Source organism: Streptomyces sp. NPDC006997, from assembly GCF_040635175.1.
In the GTDB taxonomy this organism is placed as follows: Bacteria; Actinomycetota; Actinomycetes; order Streptomycetales; family Streptomycetaceae; genus Streptomyces.
Genome location: NZ_JBEYHH010000027.1, coordinates 19,988 through 36,921 on the forward strand (window position 1 = coordinate 19,988; position 16,934 = coordinate 36,921).

The 16,934-nt window shown below is 73.6% G+C and carries 19 protein-coding genes; 9 read left to right on the forward strand and 10 right to left on the reverse strand.

The features are described 5' to 3' along the window. Positions 1-116 precede the first annotated feature (116 nt). From ABZ659_RS25065 to ABZ659_RS25075, 3 genes are all read left to right on the forward strand, one after another. The gene (locus tag ABZ659_RS25065; RefSeq protein WP_360224070.1) at positions 117-1,040 is read left to right on the forward strand and encodes a MurR/RpiR family transcriptional regulator; all 924 of its coding nucleotides are present in this window, start codon (positions 117-119) and stop codon (positions 1,038-1,040) included. A 114-nt stretch (positions 1,041-1,154) separates the two neighbouring features. Continuing rightward, complete coding sequence (locus tag ABZ659_RS25070) at positions 1,155-1,535, forward strand: hypothetical protein (protein WP_360224072.1); 381 nt, start codon at positions 1,155-1,157, stop codon at positions 1,533-1,535. 66 nt (positions 1,536-1,601) lie between these two features. Continuing rightward, positions 1,602-3,914 (forward strand): SpoIIE family protein phosphatase, encoded by a 2,313-nt coding sequence (locus tag ABZ659_RS25075; protein WP_360224074.1) that lies wholly within the window; start codon positions 1,602-1,604, stop codon positions 3,912-3,914. Positions 3,915-3,921: 7 nt separating this feature from the next. Here ABZ659_RS25075 and ABZ659_RS25080 read toward each other — a convergent pair whose 3' ends face one another. Then, positions 3,922-4,272 (reverse strand): helix-turn-helix domain-containing protein, encoded by a 351-nt coding sequence (locus tag ABZ659_RS25080; protein ID WP_360224076.1) that lies wholly within the window; start codon positions 4,270-4,272, stop codon positions 3,922-3,924. 129 nt (positions 4,273-4,401) lie between these two features. Between ABZ659_RS25080 and ABZ659_RS25085 the strand changes: the two genes are divergently transcribed. Next, entirely contained in the window at positions 4,402-5,097 is a 696-nt protein-coding gene (locus tag ABZ659_RS25085; protein WP_360224078.1) for an ANTAR domain-containing protein, read from the forward strand. 3 nt (positions 5,098-5,100) lie between these two features. On the opposite strand, the gene ABZ659_RS25090 is transcribed toward ABZ659_RS25085, so the two are convergent. Continuing rightward, on the reverse strand, positions 5,101-5,928 hold the full coding sequence (locus ABZ659_RS25090; protein WP_360224080.1) for a hypothetical protein: 828 nt from the start codon (positions 5,926-5,928) through the stop codon (positions 5,101-5,103). A 425-nt stretch (positions 5,929-6,353) separates the two neighbouring features. Between ABZ659_RS25090 and ABZ659_RS25095 the strand changes: the two genes are divergently transcribed. Beyond that, the gene (locus ABZ659_RS25095; protein WP_360224222.1) at positions 6,354-6,713 is read left to right on the forward strand and encodes a zinc ribbon domain-containing protein; all 360 of its coding nucleotides are present in this window, start codon (positions 6,354-6,356) and stop codon (positions 6,711-6,713) included. A 7-nt stretch (positions 6,714-6,720) separates the two neighbouring features. On the opposite strand, the gene ABZ659_RS25100 is transcribed toward ABZ659_RS25095, so the two are convergent. After that, on the reverse strand, positions 6,721-7,110 hold the full coding sequence (locus ABZ659_RS25100; RefSeq protein ID WP_360224082.1) for a PPOX class F420-dependent oxidoreductase: 390 nt from the start codon (positions 7,108-7,110) through the stop codon (positions 6,721-6,723). Positions 7,111-7,245: 135 nt separating this feature from the next. On the opposite strand from ABZ659_RS25100, the gene ABZ659_RS25105 reads away from it, so the two are divergent. Together ABZ659_RS25105 and ABZ659_RS25110 are read left to right on the forward strand one after the other, a co-directional pair. Then, positions 7,246-8,076 carry an SAM-dependent methyltransferase gene (locus ABZ659_RS25105; RefSeq protein WP_360224084.1) on the forward strand — a complete coding sequence of 277 codons (831 nt, stop codon included), beginning with the start codon at positions 7,246-7,248 and terminating at the stop codon, positions 8,074-8,076. 116 nt (positions 8,077-8,192) lie between these two features. Then, on the forward strand, positions 8,193-9,578 hold the full coding sequence (locus tag ABZ659_RS25110) for a S1 family peptidase (RefSeq protein WP_360224086.1): 1,386 nt from the start codon (positions 8,193-8,195) through the stop codon (positions 9,576-9,578). Between the two features lie 78 nt (positions 9,579-9,656). Here the strand turns inward: ABZ659_RS25110 and ABZ659_RS25115 are convergent, their stop codons facing one another. The 5 genes from ABZ659_RS25115 to ABZ659_RS25135 all read right to left on the reverse strand — a co-directional run bounded on the left by ABZ659_RS25115 (position 9,657) and on the right by ABZ659_RS25135 (position 13,466). Beyond that, on the reverse strand, positions 9,657-9,845 hold the full coding sequence (locus ABZ659_RS25115; protein ID WP_360224224.1) for a hypothetical protein: 189 nt from the start codon (positions 9,843-9,845) through the stop codon (positions 9,657-9,659). A gap of 68 nt (positions 9,846-9,913) precedes the next feature. Continuing rightward, the gene (locus ABZ659_RS25120) at positions 9,914-10,609 is read right to left on the reverse strand and encodes a L,D-transpeptidase (RefSeq protein ID WP_360224088.1); all 696 of its coding nucleotides are present in this window, start codon (positions 10,607-10,609) and stop codon (positions 9,914-9,916) included. A 112-nt stretch (positions 10,610-10,721) separates the two neighbouring features. Continuing rightward, positions 10,722-11,636, reverse strand: coding sequence for an SDR family oxidoreductase (locus tag ABZ659_RS25125; RefSeq protein WP_360224090.1), 915 nt, complete (start codon positions 11,634-11,636; stop codon positions 10,722-10,724). Between the two features lie 112 nt (positions 11,637-11,748). Next, the gene (locus ABZ659_RS25130; protein WP_360224092.1) at positions 11,749-12,378 is read right to left on the reverse strand and encodes an MBL fold metallo-hydrolase; all 630 of its coding nucleotides are present in this window, start codon (positions 12,376-12,378) and stop codon (positions 11,749-11,751) included. Further along, positions 12,378-13,466, reverse strand: a complete 1,089-nt coding sequence (locus ABZ659_RS25135; RefSeq protein ID WP_360224094.1) for an S-(hydroxymethyl)mycothiol dehydrogenase — start codon at positions 13,464-13,466, stop codon at positions 12,378-12,380. Before ABZ659_RS25135 ends, ABZ659_RS25130 begins: the two co-directional genes overlap by 1 nt. Before the next feature lie 145 nt (positions 13,467-13,611). Between ABZ659_RS25135 and ABZ659_RS25140 the strand changes: the two genes are divergently transcribed. After that, positions 13,612-15,366 (forward strand): ABC transporter ATP-binding protein, encoded by a 1,755-nt coding sequence (locus ABZ659_RS25140; protein WP_360224096.1) that lies wholly within the window; start codon positions 13,612-13,614, stop codon positions 15,364-15,366. Positions 15,367-15,391: 25 nt separating this feature from the next. On the opposite strand, the gene ABZ659_RS25145 is transcribed toward ABZ659_RS25140, so the two are convergent. After that, positions 15,392-15,676, reverse strand: a complete 285-nt coding sequence (locus tag ABZ659_RS25145) for a hypothetical protein (protein WP_360224098.1) — start codon at positions 15,674-15,676, stop codon at positions 15,392-15,394. Between the two features lie 171 nt (positions 15,677-15,847). Between ABZ659_RS25145 and ABZ659_RS25150 the strand changes: the two genes are divergently transcribed. After that, positions 15,848-16,213: a nuclear transport factor 2 family protein gene (locus tag ABZ659_RS25150; RefSeq protein ID WP_360224100.1), complete on the forward strand. Its 366-nt coding sequence runs from the start codon at positions 15,848-15,850 to the stop codon at positions 16,211-16,213. 24 nt (positions 16,214-16,237) lie between these two features. On the opposite strand, the gene ABZ659_RS25155 is transcribed toward ABZ659_RS25150, so the two are convergent. After that, complete coding sequence (locus ABZ659_RS25155) at positions 16,238-16,897, reverse strand: TetR/AcrR family transcriptional regulator (protein WP_360224102.1); 660 nt, start codon at positions 16,895-16,897, stop codon at positions 16,238-16,240. Between the last annotated feature and the right edge of the window lie 37 nt (positions 16,898-16,934).

The window sequence follows — 16,934 nt, forward strand, 5'->3', positions numbered from 1 at the left end:
CTCGACCACGCTCTACCGCCGCTGGTCCGCTGGGCCTTGACCCTGATCCGGCCCTGGTCAGCACGGTGGGTGAGCTATGTTGAGACTCCTTGCGGGACGAAGCGAGAGGGGCACCGGTGCCATCGCCGCAGCAGGCACGCGCACAGGCATCCGCGATCACCTCGGGGAAGGCGGTTCCGGAGGCGGAGGCCGCCCCGGCCTCCCAGCTCAGGGCGCTCTTCGACCGGCCGCGGCTGTCGCCGGGGCAGCGGCGCATCGCCCAGTACCTGATCGAGCACCTCACCGAGGCGGCGTTCCTGTCGATCACCGACCTCGCGGAGCGCGTCGGGGTCAGCCAGCCGTCGGTGACCCGGTTCGCGGCGGCGGTCGGGTTCAGCGGCTACCCCGCGCTGCGGGAGAAGCTCCAGTCGATCGCGCTCGGCACCCTCGCCCAGGGACCGGCGACGGCGGAGGAGAACACCGCCAACGAACTCCAGGCGGCCGTGGACGCCGAGGTCGGGAACCTGGAGAACCTGCGCCGGGACTTCGCCGACCCCAGCCGGGTGATCGAGGTCGGCCGCGAGCTGTCCGCGTCGACGCCGCTGACCGTGCTGGGGCTGCGGATCTCCGCCTCCCTCGCCGAGTACTTCGGCTACGCCGCCCGCCGCATCCACCCCGACGTCCGGCTGGTCACCCGGGGCGGCACCGTCGCCTACGACGCGCTGCTCCAGTCGCGGGAGGCGGGGGGCTCCTGGGTGCTGGCGTTCTCGCTGCCCCGGCACGCGCAGGAGACGCTGACCGCGGTGCGGGTGGCCCGGGAGGCGGGGCTGCGGGTCGCGCTCATCACCGACCTGGCCCTGGGTCCGGTGGCCGACGCGGCGGACGTCACCTTCGCCACCGGGACCGGGTCCCGGCTGGTGTTCGACTCCTACGCGGCGCCCGGGGTGCTGGCCGCCGCGCTGCTCCAGGCCATGACGGACGCCGACCCGGAGCGGACGCAGGCCCGGCTTGAGGCGTACGAGCACATCGCGGAGCAGAACCAGTTCTTCCTGCCCACGTGACCGCGCACGTGGATCCGCGCACGCGAGGCATATGAATGTTTTCATGCGCCTTGCCAACCGGACGGCATATATAAATACTGCTCGCGGATGCCGCCGCCCAGCACACCGGAAGCGATGAACATGCCCCTGACGTCCACGCGCACCAGCGCGGACTGGCCCTGCCAGGTCAAGACCCCCGGCAGCTACGACTGGGAGCGCTCCGCCGCCAGGTGGCTGCGTGAGCTGGTGCCCGCCCGCTACGCGAGCTACCCGGTGTTCCTGCGCCATCCCGTGCTGCTCGCCCGGCACGCCCAGATCCAGGTCGAGCAGGAGATCCGGACCGTCCGCACCGCCCTCCAGACCGCCCGCGCGGAGCTGCCCCGGCTCGGTGCGCAGGAGTCGGTCATCGAGCACACCATCAGGCTCTACGCCGCCGAGGTGCTCCAGCTCCAGCACATCGCCCGCAGCGTCCGCGCGGTCACCCAGGCGCTCGCGGACCACAACGCGGCGCGCTGACCGGCGGCGGACCCGGGTGCGGCGGAGGCCGCGACCAGCGGTGTGCCCGTGTGCGATGCTCGACGCGTGACCAGCGAGCCGGTCGTCCCCCCGGAGCGCGGCGCCGCGGCCGAGGCGGCCGCGACGTCGGCGGTGCTGGAGCGCGCCCGCGGCGCCGTCATGGCGCTCACCGGGTGCTCCGCCGACGCCGCCTTCGAGGAGCTGACGCAGCGCGCCAAGGCCGGGAACCGCACCCTGATCGAGGAGTGCTGGATCACCCTCGGCGGCCTGGCCCGGCACCCGTCCGGCGTGGACACCTCCGCCACCCCGCGGCCCCCCACCGACACGGCCTGCGCGGACGCCCCGGTGACGCACGACCGGTCCGGTGCGCTCGCCCGGCTCGGCGCGGCACTCGTCACCGTCCGCACCTGGCGGGAGCTGGCCGCGTGCCTGCGGGAGCACCTCGGGCCACCCGTCGGCGCCGACGCCGTCCTGGTCTACGTGCCGCGGCCCGACGGCGGTCTTGAGCTGGCCGGGCACGCCGGAACCGACGACGCGCTGGCCGCGCGGTGGCGCCGGGTGCCGCCGCTCCTCGGGACCGGCGGGCTCGCCCCGCCGGACGTGCTGAGCACCGGTGAGCCGCGCTGGCTGGCGGACGACGCGGGGGACCACGAGAGGTACCCGCTGACCGGCGATCCGCCGGAACCCCGGGGGTCCCTCGCCTGGCTGCCGGTGCCCGCTGGTCCCCGCCCGGAGGCCGCCCTCGCGGTGCTGCGCGAGCGCGGTGAGCCCTTCGACCCGGAGGAGCGGGAACTGCTGCGGGCCGCCGTGCCGCTGTGCGCCGGGCGGGTGCGTGATCTCGCGCCCGCCGGACAGCGGCACGCCCTCGACGCCGTGGCGGCCGTCTTGGACGTGCTGCCGGGCGCCGTGGCGCTGTTGCGCCCGCTGCCGCGGGGGGCGCGGGAGGCGGACGACGACTACCACGTCGTCGCCGCCAGCCCGGAGGCCGCCGACCTCCTCGGCTATCCCGGGCGTCCCCTGACCGGGCTGCGGTTGCGGGAGTGCTGGCCCGGCGCGGGAGACGCGCTCTGGCCGGGGCTGCGGCGCGTCCTGGAGAGCGGGGAGCCGTACGAGGCGGAGCCGTTCGTGGTGGGCGCCAGGGCGGCGGAGCCGGTCAGCTACGCGGTGCGGGCCGAGCGGCTCGGCGACGGGCTCATCGTCACCTGGCCCCGGCTCGACCCGTCCAACCGGCAGGAGCGGCGGCTCTCGGACGTGCAGCGGCTCGGCAACCTCGGCTGGGCGAACTGGAACCTGGTCACCCACGAGGCGCTCTGGTCGGACCAGGTGCACACCGTGCTGGGCCTCGACCCCGACGCCGCCCCGCTCCCCCTCACCGCCCTGCCGGAGCTGGCGGTGCCCGAGGACCGCCCGCTGTTCACCGGCGCCGTCCGTGCCCTGGTGGGCGAGGGGCGCCCGATGGACGTGCCGTTCCGCGTCCGCTCGGGCGGGGCGGTCCGGCATCTGCGGGCCGTCGCGGAGGCGACGACCGACGTGCACGGCAGCCCCGTCGAGGTGCACGGCTTCGTCCAGGACCTGACCGCGCAGCGCAGCGCGGAACTGGCCCTGGTGGAGAGCGAGCGGGCCATCCTGGTGCAGCACGGCGTCCTGCAGGCCGAACGGGCGCTCGCGGGCCGTCTCCAGCACGCGCTGCTGCCGCTGCCGCGCCGTCAGCCCGTGCGGTTGGCGGGGCTCCGCGTCGAAGTGGCCTACCTGCCCGCGCAGTCGGGGCTGTACGTCGGCGGCGACTGGTTCAGCGCGATCGAACTGCCGGACGGTACCGCCCTGTTCGTGGTCGGCGACGTCGCGGGGCACGGCGTCGACGCCGTCGCCACCATGGCGCAGCTCCGCTTCACCGCCAAGGGCATGGTGAGCACGGGCTCGTCGCCGACCGGGGCGCTCAGCCGTCTGAACACGCTGCTGCTGCACTCCCACGACTCCCACGGCACGGCCACCCTGGTGCTGGCCCGCTACCATCCGGAGGAGCGGCGCCTGGTGTGGGCGCAGGCGGGTCATCTGCCGCCGCTGCTGAAGCGGGGCGGCGAGGTGCGCTACCTGGACCGCCCGGCCGGGATGCTGCTCGGGGCGGGCGCCACGCCCGCGTTCGAGGAGGCGGAGTGCCGTCTGGAACCGGGCGACCGGCTGCTGCTCTACACCGACGGCCTGGTGGAGCGCCCGGGTGAGTGCATCGACGCGGGTCTGGAGCGGCTGGCCCTGGCCACGAGGGAGCGGCACTCGGAGGTGCCCGGCTCACTGAGCCCGCTGCTGTCGGCGATGCTGGAGGGCGAGCGGCGCGACGACGTGTGCGTGCTCGACATCAGGGTGCCGGGTGACGTCCCCTGAGACCGGTTCAGGTCTCCGCGGGGCGTGTGCCGTCGTCCGCGATGCCCTGGAAGCGGTGGGCCTCGTCCTGGACCAGCAGCGCGAGCAGGGCGGCCACGGTCAGCCCCGACTCGGCCGGATGGCGCAGCACCTTCGCGGGCTCGATCCGGTAGGTGTTGCCGCGCCCCTCGCGGGTGTGCGACAGGTATCCGTCCTGCTCCAGATCGCTGATGATCTTCTGCACGGCCCGCTCGGTGAGGCGGCAGTACGCCGCGATGTCTCGGATGCGGGCGTTGTGATCGTCGGCGATGGCGGCCAGTACTCGTGCATGATTGGTGAGAAACGTCCATCCCGTATGCGGCTCCGGCACTCCACCCATGGAGCCAGCATAGGTCCCCCGGTTCCCGCATACCAAAGCCTGAATTTTGTTTCCGGTATCCCTTGACGTGTTCTCGTGGATGGGGTGAGCCTGAGGGCGTACGACCTGGAGACACGAAAAGAGGTGGCTATGCCGGAGTCCGCGCGTTCCGCCTCACCCCTGTCAGCGGATGCCGTCGCGGCGCGCGGCGACGGCGCTCTCGTCGCACCGGTGGTTCCAGGCGGCCTGCTGGCCGAGACCCGGTCCGAGGGCGCCCGCACCCTCGTGACCCTCCGTGGGGAGCTGGGTCTGCCGGTGGACGACCAGGTGCAGCAGATCCTCCGGGAGGCCCTGACCGACTCCCCCGAGGGCATCGACCTGGACCTCGCCGGGGTGGAGTTCTGCGACTGCTCCACCCTCAACACCCTGCTCGCCGTGCGTGAGCAGGCCCTGGCCGACGGCAGGACGGTCACCGTCCGCGCCGCCGGACCCGCCGCGGGGCGGCTGCTGGCGCTGACCGGCACGCTCAGCATGTTCGCCCCACCCCCGGCGGGCGGCGACGGTGACCGCGACCTCGGGGTGGAGGTCGTCCAGCTGCGCCGGGCCATGCGGACCCGGCCGGTGATCGACCTGGCCCGCGGGGTGCTGATGGCGTCCTTCGGGCTGAACCCGGAGCAGGCGTGGGAGGTCCTGGTGGCGGCCTCGCAGAACACCAACACCAAGCTGCACCGGCTGGCCGACGACCTGGTGACCGCCGTCCAGGGCGATCCGCTGCCGGACGCGGTGCAGCGGCAGGTCTCCGCCGCGGTGGCCCGGGTCATGGCACCGGACACCGACCGCGTCTGATCCTCAGGCCGCGAGGAAACGCCGCAGGGACGCCTTGAACGCCGTGACGAAGGCGTCCCGCGTGGTGTCCGGGAGGGCGTCGAGGGACAGGTAGGGGTTCAGGTCCTCCAGTTCCACCAGCAGCAGCTCCCCGCCCGGCGCGCGACAGGCGTCCACCCGCTGGATGCCGTGCTCCATGCCGTTCCAGTCGATGAAGCGGCGGGCGAACTCCATGTCCTCGACGGTGGCCCGGTACGGCTCCAGTCGCCAGCGCCGGTCGGGGTCCGGGGCGTGCAGGGCGTACTGGAAGTCGTGGTCGACGAAGTAGAAGGAGACCTCGTAGCGGAAGTCGACGTACGGCTGCACCAGCACGCCGTCGTCGGCCAGGCCGGACAGCTCCCCGGCGGACAGCACCCGCAGGCCTATGGAGTCGGCGCCGAGCCTGGGCTTGACGACGTACCGCTCGGCCCGCGGCAGCCGGTCCAGGTGCGCGGTGCTGTCGATGGTGGGGATGACGGGCATCCCGGCGGCGGTCAGGTCGAGCAGGTACTGCTTCCCGGCCATGTCGGCGCGGCCGGTGAGCGGGTTGTAGACCCGTGCGCCGGTGCTTAGCGCCCGCGCGCGGAACTCCTCGTACGCCGCCTGGTAGCCGAGCACCGGCCCGCTGTTGCGGACGACCACGGCGTCGAAGGCGTCCAGCAGCGCGACGGCGTCCAGCGGGTGGCACAGGGCGAGGTCGAACTCCTCGCGCAGCCGGGCGGTGAGCCGGATGTCCTCGTCGCAGTAGCGGCGCCCGCGCGCCTGGTAGGCCAGGTCGGTCACGTACAGGACGCGGGGGCGGGTGGACGGCATACGGCTCTCCCAGGGGTGCGGAACGGTCCCGAAAGGCTAAGCGGTGCCTCTTCGGGACCTCCGATTCCCTCCCTGTTCGGCACTGAGTGCCAGCATTTTCAGAAGGGCGCGGCACGCGGGACGCAAGGGGCGGCGAGAGGCACTCTTCCGGAGTGCGACTCAGGCCCGAATGAGTGGTACCGAGTCCCTTTACGGCTGACACTGAGTGCCATACGCTGTGCGCGTGCACGGTGGCACGGCGACCGGGCACGTCCGTGCGCGGGTGAGCCGCGCACGGGGGATCTCCGGCCGAACGCAGGGAGTTGACCAGCGTGTACCACCACACAGGACACGACTCAGGGCACCACTTCGGACGTCCGACCTACCACCAGTCCGCCCCGCGCCCCACGGGCGCCGCCCCGCAGGGCGCCGGGACCGCGGCGGGCCTGCTCGACCACGCCGCCCCGGAGCAGGAGGCGCTGCTCTACCAGCGCTGCACCTGGTGCGGCACCGCCATGTACCACCGACTGCTGTGCCCGGTCTGCCAGGGCAGCGACCTGCGCCAGGAGCGCAGCGAGGGCGTCGGCACGGTCCGCCACTCCAGCGTGGTGCACCGCAACACCCCCGCCGCCCGCAACGTCTCCCTGATCGAGATGGCCGAGGGGTTCGTGGTCCGCGGCCGGGTCATGGGCCCGCCCGTCGGCATCCACAGCGGCGACCGGGTGCGGCTGTCCACCGCCAAGGACCCGGTGCGCGGCGAGCCGGTGTTCCAGCTGCTCGACGAGCCCTACCGGCCCTGGAGCTGACCCGGCCTCAGGATTCCGGCGTCACCCGGATGCCGACGGTGCCGGAGGTGCCCCGCCGCAGCCTGCTGCCGAGCAGCGTGAGGCGGCCGACGACGCCGTACTTGCGGGCGATCAGCTTGCGGTAGCGGGCGACGGTGGCGGCGTCGACGATCTCGGCGGTGGCCGGGTACTCCGGGCCGCGGGGGTTGCCGCGCAGGTCGCAGGCGGCGACCCGGACGTCCGCGCGCCGCCGGACGCGCCTGACCTTCCAGGAGTCGGCGGCCGTCCACACCCCCAGCGCCCCGTCGCCGTCGCGTACCACCCACACCGGGGTGGGCACGCCCGTACCGTCCTTGCGGTGGCTGATGAGCAGGAGGTACTTGCCGTCCCCGAGCTGTCCCAGCAGCGTCTCGTCCATACCCGGAGTCTACGGCGGACCAGGTCCCGGCGCCCCGGCGGAAAAACCGGGGACCGGCCGTAAAAGATCAACACGGGCGTCTAGATTGCTCCTTGACCCCCCGCACCACGCACCAGGCATCCCAGGAGCTGACCCGTGACCGAGAACCCGGCCGCGACGGACGGCGTCGCCGAGACGCTGCGCGAGCGCATCAACACCAACCAGCCGCACACCGCGCGGATCTGGAACTACTGGCTCGGCGGCAAGGACAACTACGAGGTCGACCGCGCCGCGGGCGACCAGATCCGCCAGCTGCACCCCGGCATCGGCGACTACGCCCGCGCGGACCGGCTGTTCCTCGGGCGGGCCGTGCGCCACCTGGTGACCGAGGCCGGGATCCGCCAGTTCCTGGACATCGGCACCGGGCTGCCGACCGCCGACAACACCCACGAGGTCGCGCAGCGCACGGCCCCGGAGTCGCGGATCGTCTACGTCGACAACGACCCGCTGGTCCTCGCGCACGCCCGCGCCCTGCTGACCAGCACCCCCGGGGGCCGTACCGACTACCTCGACGAGGACCTGCGCAACGTCGACAGGATCCTCGAACACGCCGCGAGGACCCTCGACTTCAGCCAGCCCGTGGCGCTGGTGCTGCTCGGCGTGGTCATCTTCGTCGGCGACGACGAGGACCCGTACGCCCTGGTCCGGCAGTTGATGGACCGGCTGCCCTCCGGCAGCTACCTGGTGCTGTCGCACACCATCACCAGCCCGGCGATGCCCGACGTGGACGAGGCGGTGAAGTTCTGGAACGAGCACGGCACCCCGAAGCTGACCCAGCGCACCCCCGAGGCGGTGGCCCGGTTCTTCGACGGCTACGAACTCCTCGAACCCGGTGTGGTGTCGTGCTCCCGCTGGCGTCCGGAGCCCGCGGACGGGCCGGAGCCGGAGGAGGTCGCCATGTTCGGCGGGGTGGCGCTGAAGAGGTGAGCCGACCGCCCGGCGCGGTGAACACCCGCGGGCCCCGGCACGTATGGACGGGGGGCGCCCGACCACCGGGCGCCCCGCGGTGCTGACGCCGCGCGTTCGGGGTTCGGGAGCCACGTATGAGGCACGCACGACGACGGATCGTCCGGCGGGTGACACGGCTGGCGGCCGTCGGTGGACTGCTCCTGGGCACCGTGATGGTGACCCGGGCCGTCGCGAGCGAGTCCCCGGCGGCCCCCGGGCCGCGCGGCACGGCCGGTGCCCTCGCCGCGCCCGCCGCCCCGCTCCTGGACCGGCTCGGCACCGCCCGTACGGCGGGCAGCTGGATCGGGGACGACGGGCGGCCGGTCGTCGCGGTCACCGACCGGCGGGCCGCCGCCGAGGTGCGGGCGGCGGGCGCGGCGCCGAAGGTCGTCCGGCACAGCACGGTCGACCTGGAGTCGGCCACGGCCGCGCTGCGGGCGGCGCCCCGGGTGCCGGGCACCGCGTGGGCGGTGGACTACCGCGCCAACGAGGTCGTGGTCCGCGGGGACAGCACCGTCTCCGCCGCCGACTGGTCGCGGATGACCGACCTCGCCGACGGCATGGACGGCGCCGTGCGCATGGAGCGCGCCGAGGGCGCCTTCACCACCCGGCTGAACGGGGCGCGGCAGATCCTGTCGACGGCCGGGCGCTGCTCGGCGGGGTTCAACGTGACCGACGGCGGACGGGACTTCATCCTCACCGCCGGGCACTGCGGGCCCACCGGCTCGGTCTGGTTCGCCGACAGCCGGGGCCGCCAGCAGGTGGGCCGCACGGTCCGCGGCAGCTTCCCCGGCGACGACTTCTCGCTGGTCGCGTACGCGGACGGCCGGGCGGGCGACGGTGCCGACGTGGTCGCGGTGGGCGCGGGGCGCGGGGTGCGGATCACCGGTCTGGGTGATCCCGCGGTCGGCCAGCGGGTGTTCCGCAGCGGCAGCACGACCGGGCTGCGGGACGGCCGGGTGACCGCGCTGGACGCCACCGTGAACTACCCGGAGGGCACGGTCAGCGGCCTCATCGAGACGGACGTGTGCGCCGAACCCGGCGACAGCGGCGGCCCGTTGTTCGCCGAGGGGATCGCGCTGGGGGTGACCTCGGGAGGCAGCGGTGACTGCGCGGCGGGGGGTACGACGTTCTTCCAGCCCGTGACGGAGGCGCTGGACGCCCTCGGTCTCGACCTGATCGTGTCGGCGCCGCGCGGCGCGGGCGGTCAGGACCAGCGGGCGGGCGCGTCGGCGGAGCCGTCCGCGGCGGCGACGCGGGGCGCGGTGGCGCCGGGTGCGGCGACGCCGGGGTCGACGGCTCCGGTGGACGGGGGTGTGCGGGCGACGGCGCTGCTGTCGCGGCTGTCGGACCCGCGGAACGTCGGGCCCGGTCTGCTGATCGTCGCGGGGAGCCTGGTCGCGCTGGTGGCGAGCCGGTGGATCCGCGCCGAGCAGGACCGCAGGTCCTACCAGCGGCACTACTCGGCGACGTGGGGGTGACGACTGGCGTCGGTGGTGAGGAGACGGACTGGCCCGGCGCCGGTCAGGGCGCCGGGTGACGGCGGATGCCCGCGGTGGTCAGGCGGCGGCGCGAGCCGACTGGGGCGCCGCGGCGGCCCACTCCATCACGAGGCGCTGGTACTCCGCGCGCTGCTCGGTGTTGAGTGTCCCGCCCGCCCGGCGCCACAGGGCCCGGATCTCCTCGTTGACCTCCGCGGCCGATCGCTCGGAGAGGGGTTCAACAGTGGTGGACATGCTGTGCAGCATACGAGTCACGGGGTGAAGGTGCTGTGAGTATTCGGGAGCGAATCCGGCAATTCGGACCGTGTCGCTGGTCACGTGCCGGGCTTGCGGCCGTAGACGTAGACGTCGTCGCCCGTCTTCAGCAGCGACCAGTACTTCTTGGCCGTGGTGGTGGTCATGTTGACGCAGCCGTGTGAGCCGGGCGGGTTCCACATGCTCAGCTTCGCCGAGTGGAACGCCTGGCCGCCGTCGAAGAACTGGCTGTAGGGCATCGGCACGTCGTAGAGGGTGGAGACGTGGTCGATGTGGCGCCAGTAGACCTTCTTCAGGCCGGTGCGCGTCTCGTAGCCGTCGCGGCCGGTGCGCACGGGCACGGGCCCGTACACGAGCTTCTTGCCGTCCTGGATCCAGCTCAGCTGGAGGCTGAGGTTCACACAGGCGATGCGGCCCTTGTTCACCGGGCACTTACCGGCCTTGTTGGGGTTGCTGCCGACCGCCTTCTGCTTGCGCATGAGGTCCATCACGCCCCAGGTGATGGGACCCGCGTAGCCGACGTTCGGCCTGATGCCGTGCTTGGTCTGGAACGCCCTGATCGCCTTGCAGTCGGCCGCCGACTGCTTCCCGTCGACCGGTCGGCCGAGGAACTTCTCCACCTGCTTCTGGTACGGGCCCGCCTGCGTCGTACAGCTCGCGGCCTGCGCCGTACCGGCGCCCGCGACGACGGTGACCGGCGCCACCAGTGCGGTGACGCCGAGCACGACGGCTCCCCGTCTGCGTTTGTCCCCCATGAGCTCCCTCGCCTTCCGGATGCGGTGTCTGCCCGTTAGACGGGACCGGAGGGCCGGAGGTTGTACGGCGGGCCCGACCAAACACGTTGTACGGGTCACACGGTCCGGCGGCTCACCGGTAGCCGGTGGTGTCCGCGGGCCCGCCCGCGTCCTGCACCTCGACGAGGTAGCGCCAGGCGTCGGGGCGGCTGCCGTCGAGGTCGGTGAAGCCGTACTCCCGCGCGAGGCCGCCGCTGGAGAGGGAGCGGCCGTTGTGGCGGGCCACGTCCGGGTCGGCGGCGAGGGCGGCGACGGCGCGGCCGACGTAGCGCGGGGTCTCCGAGATCGCGAAGTGCGGGACCTTCTCCAGGGCGTCGCGCCAGTTGTCCTCGCGCACCCCGAACGTCTCCAGCATCAGCTCCGAGCGCATCCAGCCCGGGGTGAGGGCGACGGCGGTGGCGCCGCGCGGGCCGAGTTCATGGCCGAGCGCGAAGGCCATCCGCAGCACGGACGCCTTGGCGAGGTCGTAGAAGAGGTTCACGCGGTAGGTGTCGCGGTTGTACTCGGCGGTGCCGTCGGTCATCTCGACGACCAGTCCGCCGGGGCGGCGCAGCAGCAGCGGCAGGGCGTGGTGGCTGGTGACGGCGTGGGTCTCCACCGCGAGGCGGAGCAGCCGCAGCCCGTTGTCGAGGTCGTGCTCCCAGACGGGGGTGTCCCACTGGAAGAGCTTCTCGCCGCCCCAGATGTCGTTGACGAGGATGTCCAGGCGGTCCTGTTCGGCGGCGATCCGGTCGACCAGGGCGCGTACGGCGGTGGGGTCGAGGTGGTCGGTGGGTACGGCGACGCCCCGGCCGCCCGCGGCGGTGACCAGGTCGGCGGTGTCCTCGATCGTCTCGGGGCGGTCGTACTCCGAGCGGTGCTGGCGGGTGGTGCGGCCGGTGACGTAGACGGTGGCGCCCGCGGCGCCGAGTTCCACGGCGATGCCGCGCCCGGCTCCCCGGCTCGCCCCCGCCACCAGCGCGACCTTGTCCGTCAGTGGTGCTGTCATGTGTCCGGCCTCCTGTGGCGTTCTTCGGTGTGCTCACTACGAGGGTGCCGGGGAAGCCGGACATCTTCTGTCGTCTTTCCTGGGGAGATCCTTCCGTGGGGCGGGGTCGTCGTCAGTGGCCCCGGTCGATCCACTCCGCCAGGTGCGGGGCCTCGGCCCCGATGGTGGTGGCGTCGCCGTGGCCGGTGAGGACCCTGGTGCCGGGCGGCAGGGTCAGCAGCCGGTCGCGGATCGAGTCGATGATCGTCGGGAAGTGGGAGGAGGACCGGCCGGTGGCGCCGGGACCGCCCTGGAAAAGGGTGTCGCCGGTGAAGACGACGCCGAGGCCCGGGTCGTGCAGGCAGACCGCGCCCGGCGCGTGCCCGGGGGTGTGCAGGACCGTCAGGTCGGCGCCCGCGGCCTCGATGACCTGGCCGTCCTGGAGGTGGGCGTCGGGGTCGCGGTCCGGGTGGGTCTGCTTCCACAGCGGCAGGTCGTCCGGGTGCAGCCAGATCGTGGCGCCGGTGCGGTCGGCCAGCGCGGGCGCGGCGTCGATGTGGTCGTTGTGGGCGTGGGTGCACACGATCGCGGTGAGGCGCCGGTCGCCCACGGCCGCGGCGATGGCGTCGGCGTCGTGCGCGGCGTCGATGACGACGCACTCGTGGTCGTCGCCGACGATCCAGACGTTGTTGTCGACGTCCCAGGTGCCGCCGTCGAGGCGGAACTGCCCGGAGGTGACGAGGCGTTCGACGCGGGCGGCCATCACAGCACCACCACCGAGCGCAGCACGTCGCCGGCGTGCATCCGCTCGAACGCCTTCTCCACCTCGTCCAGCTGGATGGTCTCGGTGACGAACGCGCCGAGGTCGAGCCGGCCCTGCTGGTGCAGGTCGATGAGCAGGGGGAAGTCACGGGAGGGCAGGCAGTCGCCGTACCAGCTGGACTTGAGCGCGCCGCCGCGGCCGAAGACGTCGAGGAGCGGCAGTTCGAGCCTCATCTCGGGGGTGGGGACGCCGACCAGGACGACGGTGCCCGCGAGGTCGCGGGCGTAGAACGCCTGCCGGTAGGTCTCCGGGCGGCCGACGGCCTCGATGACGACGTCCGCGCCGAAGCCGCCGGTCAGTTCGCGGATCGCCTCGACGGGATCGGTCTGGGCGGAGTTCACGGTGTGGGTGGCGCCCATGCCGCGGGCCAGCTCCAGCTTGCGGTCGTCGATGTCGACGGCGATGATCCTCGCCGCCCCGGCGAGGCGGGCGCCCGCGACGGCCGCGTCACCGACGCCGCCGCAGCCGATCACGGCGACCGTGTCGCCGCGGCCGACGTCGCCGGTGTTGATCGCGGCGCCGATCCCGGCCATCACGCCGCAGCCCAGCAGTCCGGCGACGGCCGGGGAGACGGCGGGGTCGACCTTGGTGCACTGGCCCGCCGCGACCAGCGTCTTCTCCGCGAACGCGCCGATGCCGAGCGCCGGGGACAGCTCCTGGCCGGTGGCGGCGAGGGTCATCTTCTGCGCGGCGTTGTGGGTGTCGAAGCAGTACCAGGGGCGGCCCCGCCGACAGGCCCGGCACCGCCCGCACACCGCGCGCCAGTTGAGGATCACGAAGTCCCCGGGGGCGACGTCGGTGACGCCGTCGCCGACGGACTCCACCACCCCGGCGGCCTCGTGGCCGAGCAGGAACGGGAACTCGTCGTTGATGCCGCCCTGCTTGTAGTGCAGGTCGGTGTGGCAGACCCCGCACGCCTGCACCTGGACGACGGCCTCCCCCGGCCCCGGGTCCGGTACGACGACCGTCTCGACGCGGAGCGGCTCGTCCTTCCCCGGTGCGATCACACCACGTACTTCCTGCGCCATGGCGCTGGCCCTTTCCTCGGCGGCTTCCGTCGTCTCCGACCGTACGCGCGACTGATCGGTAACGTCAGCCGTCGCGGCCGTCCGCGGCCGGTTGTCAGTGGCCCCGCGTAGCCTGAACTCCTCGCCCGGCCTGTGAAGGAGACCCGTGAGCATCGCCCCCACCGAAGCCGGTGCGCCGCCCTGGCGGCTGCTGCTCGGCTATGTCGCACCGCACCGCTGGTCCCTGCTCACCGGGGCGCTGCTGTCCCTCCTCACCGGCGCCACCGGTCTGCTGCTGCCGCTGGTGGCCCGGGAGCTGATCGACGACCTCGCCCACGACCGGACCATCACCGGCGCGCTGCTGCTCATGTCGGGCCTCGTGGTGGCCAACGCGTCGGTGGGCGCGCTGGGTTCGTACGTGCTGCGGCGGACCGCGGAGTCGGTGGTGCTCGGCGCGCGCAAGGCGCTGTCGTCGTATCTGCTGCGGCTGCGGATACCCGCGGTGGACCGCAGTGAGCCGGGCGACCTGATGGCCCGGATCACCTCGGACACCACCCTGCTGCGCGAGGTCACCACGGACTCCCTGGTCGGCCTCGGCACCGGCGGGCTCACCCTGGTGGCGACCGTGGTGATGATGGGGTTCGTGGACCCGGTGCTGCTCGCGGTGACGCTCGCCGTGGTGCTGGGCGCGGGCACGGTGCTCGGGGTGATCGTGCCGCGGATCAACCGGGCCAGCAGGAAGGCGCAGGACGCGGTCGGGGTGATGGGCGCCTCGCTGGAGCGGGTGCTGGGCGCGCTGCGCACGGTGAAGGCGTCCGGCGCCGAGCACCGCGAGGAGCGGACCCTGCACACCGCGGCCGAGGACTCCTGGCGGCAGAGCGTGCGCGCCGCCAAGTGGTCGGCGGCGGCGGGGAACACGGCGGGCCTGGCGATGCAGGGCGCGTTCATCACGGTGCTCGCGGTGGGCGGGGCGCGGGTGGCGACCGACGCGATCGACATCGGCACGCTGGTGGCGTTCCTGCTGTACGTCTTCTATCTGATGGCGCCGATCCAGCAGGTGGTGGGCGCGATCACGCAGTACCAGACCGGCGCGGCGGCGCTCACCCGGATCCAGGAGGCGCTGCGGCTGCCCGCCGAGGAGCGGGCCCCGGCGGCGCCCCTCCCGGAGGAGGCGGCGGAACCGGCCGCGGTCGCCTTCCATGACGTCCGCTTCCGCTACGCGGACGATCTGCCGTACGTCCACCACGGGGTCACCTTCGCGGTGCCGCCGCGCGGCATGACCGCGTTCGTCGGACCCTCGGGCGCGGGCAAGACGACGGTGTTCTCGCTGATAGAGCGGTTCTACGACCCGGAGTCCGGGGTGATCACGCTGGACGGCCGGGAGGTCGGCGCGTGGGAGCTGCCGCGGCTGCGGTCCGCGATCGGCTACGTGGAGCAGGACGCGCCGGTGCTGTCCGGTTCGCTCCGCGACAACCTGCTGCTCGGCAACCCGGACACCGACGACGCGGCCCTCGCCCGGGTACTGAAGACGACCCGGCTCGACGGGCTGGTCGCGCGGCTGCCCGCCGGTCTGGACACGCTGGTCGGGCACCGTGGCACCCGGCTCTCGGGTGGGGAGCGGCAGCGGGTGGCCATCGCCCGCGCGCTGCTGCGGCGTCCCCGGCTGCTGCTCCTGGACGAGGCGACCTCGCAGCTGGACGCGGTGAACGAGGCGGCGCTGCGGGACACGGTCGCCGACGTGGCGCGGGCGACGACGGTGCTGGTGGTCGCGCACCGCCTGTCGACGGTGACGATGGCGGACCGGATCGTGGTGATGGACGCGGGCCGGGTCAGAGCGGTCGGCACCCACCGCGAGCTGGTGGCCGCCGACCCGCTCTACGCGGAGCTGGCGGCCACCCAGTTCCTGGCGACGGCGGGCTGAGCCGTCCGGCGCCACGGGGGGCTGGCTACCTGATGCCGTGCACCAGCCCGACGACGGGAGCGACCGGGCCCGCGACCTGCTCCAGTTCCTTGAGACGCCTGAGCTGGGCCACCTGCTGGGAGGGCAGGGGCAGGGCGTCCCGGTAGCGGACGGGCATGTCCTTGACCTGGAGCGAGTCGACGATGGCCAGCGGGCTGATCTTGCCGGTGCCCTTGGACTGCGCCTCGGCGGCGCCCGCCGCCGGTGCGGCGAGCGAGGCGACACCGGCGGCGAGACCGACGGCAGCGACGATACGACGTGTTGAGATCATGCTTTCTGCAACGGCACCGGACCCGGCCCGGACACGGGGCCTCGGCGCCGGTCACCCGTGAGGCGCAGCGGGCGGCCTGCGCTTGCCGGGCGGCGGGAGGCGGAGGAGGCTCGTAGTGAGGCCCTTCCGCGGCCCGCGCCGACCGGGTCGCGGCTGTTGGAGGAGGTCACCATGGGCACTGCGGCAGGCACCGGCTTCGACACCGAGGCGCTGCGCCGGGGCATCGAGGAGCAGAACGCGTCGACCCTGCTGTCCCTCTACGCGGACGACGCGCGGGTCCGCGTCGTGGACCACAACACCCAGCCCAGCCACCCCAGGGAGATGCGCGGCCGGGACGAGATCAGTTCCTTCCTCGACGACGTCTACAGCCGGGACATGACCCACAGGCTGGACCACTGCGTCGTGCAGGGCGACCAGCTCGCGTTCAGCGAGTCCTGCGAGTACCCGGACGGGGTGCGCGTGCTCGCCGAGTCGATGGTCTCGCTGCGCGACGGGAAGATCACCGAGCAGACGCTGATCCAGGCCTGGGACGAGTAGCGCGGAGACCCGGGGGCCTGGGGCTCACGCGCCGGGGTCCCAGGCCGTCGGGCGCACGATGCACAGCAGCTGACGGACCAGTTCGTCGACGACCTCGTCCAGCGTGGCGTCGACCCACCCGGCGTTCCAGTCGTGGAGCAGTCCGTTGACGCTGCCGATGAACGCCGTGGCGGCGAGCCGGTAGTCACGGGGCGCGGCCTCCCCGCGGGCCACCGCCGCGTCGGCCTCGGCGCACAGCAGCTCCACCCACCGGGCGCGGCGGGCCAGCCGCTGCTCCTCCAGGCGCGGGCTGACGCCGACGATCTCCACGAAGGTGATGCGGATGCGCCGCGGGTCGGCGGTGACGTTGGCGGCGTAGGCGCGGAAGATCGCGGCGGCCCGCTCGGCGAGCGGCACCCCGCCCACGTCCGCGACCGCCGCGAACACGGCCTGCTCGGCCCAGTCGTTGACCTGGAGGTGCAGGGCGGCGAGAACGTCCTCCAGGGTGCGGAACTCCTCGTAGAACTGGCGGGTGGACAGGCCCGCGGCCTCGCTGAGCGCGGCGACGGTGGTGGCGCGGTAGCCGGGGGTGTCGCCGAACAGCCGCAGCGCCGCGTCGAGGAAGCGGGCGCGGCGTTCGGCCGCGCGCTCCTCGGCGGACCTGCCGCCGTACCGGCCGGTCGGCGCCCTGAGCCTGCCCGCCACGTGGTGCCTCCCCGTGCTCCCCGTCCCGCTCCCCGTC